The 2,507-nt window shown below is 63.9% G+C and carries 3 protein-coding genes; 1 reads left to right on the forward strand and 2 read right to left on the reverse strand.

Going from position 1 to position 2,507, the window contains the following annotated elements:
- A partial coding sequence (locus tag VHB27_RS03880) for a hypothetical protein (RefSeq protein ID WP_325597613.1) occupies positions 1-402 on the reverse strand: 402 nt, incomplete at its 3' end.
- Positions 403-568: 166 nt separating this feature from the next.
- Here VHB27_RS03880 and VHB27_RS03885 point away from each other — a divergent pair.
- Complete coding sequence (locus tag VHB27_RS03885; protein ID WP_325597614.1) at positions 569-1,270, forward strand: SDR family oxidoreductase; 702 nt, start codon at positions 569-571, stop codon at positions 1,268-1,270.
- 46 nt (positions 1,271-1,316) lie between these two features.
- On the opposite strand, the gene boxB is transcribed toward VHB27_RS03885, so the two are convergent.
- Positions 1,317-2,507 (reverse strand): benzoyl-CoA 2,3-epoxidase subunit BoxB (boxB, locus tag VHB27_RS03890; RefSeq protein ID WP_325597615.1); only part of this gene is annotated, 1,191 nt, incomplete at its 5' end.

The raw sequence follows: 2,507 nt of genomic DNA on the forward strand, positions 1-2,507 counted from the left end.
GGCCATGCTATGATCGGCCTGAGTCCATGGAGCCGCCTTGGGTGCCCGCCACATGACGATGCCGCCAAGCCGGGAGGGGCGGCTGGTCCAGGGGCAGGCGAGGACGGGGCGCCGATCGGCACCCAGGCCATGCGATGGGCCGGCAGGGCTAGCGGCGAGCAACGCGCGACCGGTATCGATCGTATCGGCACCCGCGCGCCCGGCGGTATAGGTCACAGGCTCGTTCGGCTGGCTGCGGTCGATGATCGCCGCACCTTCCAACGTCGCCGTCTGGCAAAGCTCCCGCAATATGACCGGAAGGGAACCTTGGGGCTCGTATCGCGCCGGCACTGTCGTCTCCAGGTTCGATTGCGGTTTAGGAATAATCAATTTTCTCGCCTGATGGCGGGAATCCCTCATCATCCATGGTCACATAATATGGCTGAAAATTATTTCTGCAGGAACCGGCCTATGCGCCGTCCGGCTTGACCATCAGGACCTCCTCTTTACATGCAGTCTATACCGCGCATGAGGCGTCGGCAGGACCGGGTTCGTCCTTGCCGCCGGCGCGTACGAGAGGGATCACTGTATGGCGGAACATCGTTTGGCCCTGGTCGTCGGGGCTAACCGTGGTATTGGCCTCGGCGTGACCGAGGCGTTCCTGGCTGCCGGCTGGGATGTGATCGCGACCGCCCGCCGACCGGCGGAAGCGACCGCGCTGGGCGACGTGGCGGACCGGCACAGGGGTCGGATGACGATCCTGCCGCTGGAGATGACGGACCCCACCGCGTTGGACGGGTTCGGCGCGCTCCTCGGCGATCGCAAACTGGATGCCGTCCTGATCAACGCCGGCGTCGCCGGCCCGGGCCACCGCAGTGCCGATGCCGCCACCGAGGTGGAGATCGGTGTCCTGATGTTCACCAACGCCGTCGCTCCGATCCGCCTTGCCCGGACGATCGTGCCCCATTTGAAGCCGGGGCCTGGGGTCTTGGCCTTCTCATCCTCGGTGATGGGCAGCGTGGCGATGAACAGCGGCGGCGGACACGAGCTGTATCGCGCGAGCAAGGCGGCACTGAACTCACTGACGCGTGGACTTTGGGGAGAGTTGCGCGGGCGGAATCTGACGGTACTGTCGCTGCATCCGGGATGGGTGCGGACGGACATGGGCGGCGCCGGGGCCCCTGTGTCCGTGGAGGAAAGCGCCCAGGGGATCGTACGGGTGATCGAGGCACAAAGCGGCGCGTATCAGCACCGGTACCTGGATTACAACGGGTCGGAGATCGCCTGGTAGGCGCATGGACCGCCCGGACGGAGATGGTGCGCTCAGCGAGGTCGCCTCAACTCGCGATCCGCACGTACTCGAAATCTCCTGGCATTCCATCGATCCCCTGCCGGGGCGGGGCGATCCATCCCGCGTATTGCCCGCGCTCCCGCACCGGTTGCATCAGGCTGGCGATGAACAGGTTGTCGTCGACGGACGGAAGCATTTCGTCGTGCCGGGCTGCCCATTGTTCGGCGGTCAGCGGCATTCCGCCGGTATCCGTGTGCACCGCATTGAACTCGCCGATCCTGCGGTTGAACGCGACATGCGGCAGAGTAAAGCGGAAAGCGAGTCCGGAGCGTTCCAACACGCGGTTCCAGCGCGCTACACCGGCGGTCGTGTCGGTTACGTAGTCGTCACGCAGCCGCATGTTCAGCGCCGACAAGGCCGGCACGTCCTCCTGCACGATTGCACCGTCGCGCAGCCGCAGCACCGGATAGACCGATGACGTCAGTTGATGGTCGTCCGACAGCCTGTCCTCCTGATACCGCCCTTTAAGTCCGGCGTTGAATGCGTTGGCCGCGTTGGTACTGATTTCGTTGCCAAAAAGATCAAGCGTCAGGGAGAAATGCAGGTTGGCCTTCTTCTGGATCGTCGGCAGGTCGATAACGCCTAGGGTGCGGACACGCTCGATCTGATAAGGATCCTCAATGCCCGCCGCCGCCATCGCCTCCACAGTGCGCTGGACCGTGCGTGTCACACCTGTTTCACCGACGAACATATGGTGGGCTTCTTCCGTCAGCATGAAGCGGCAGGTGCGCGACAATGGATCGAAGCCCGACTGCGCCAGCGCCGCAAGCTGCATCTTGCCGTCGCGGTCGGTGAAGAAGGTGAACATAAAGAACGATAGCCAGTCGGGCGTGCGTTCGTTGAAAGCCCCCAGCATGCGCGGCGTATCGGCGTCTCCCGATCGGCGCTTGAGCAGGTCTTGCGCTTCCTCCCGTCCATCACGGCCGAAATATTTTTGCAGCAGGTAGACCATCGCCCAGAGGTGACGGCCCTCCTCGACATTGACCTGAAAGACGTTGCGCATGTCGTAGAGCGACGGCGCCGTCTTGCCGAGATGGCGCTGCTGCTCCACCGAGGCCGGCTCGGTGTCGCCCTGAATGACGACCAGGCGGCGCAGCATGGCGCGATATTCGCCGGGTATGTCCTGCCACACCGGTTCGCCGTAGTGATGGCCGAACGGAATTTTGCGGTTCTCTTC

The organism is Rhodopila sp. (assembly GCF_035548235.1).
GTDB lineage: Bacteria > Pseudomonadota > Alphaproteobacteria > Acetobacterales > Acetobacteraceae > Rhodopila.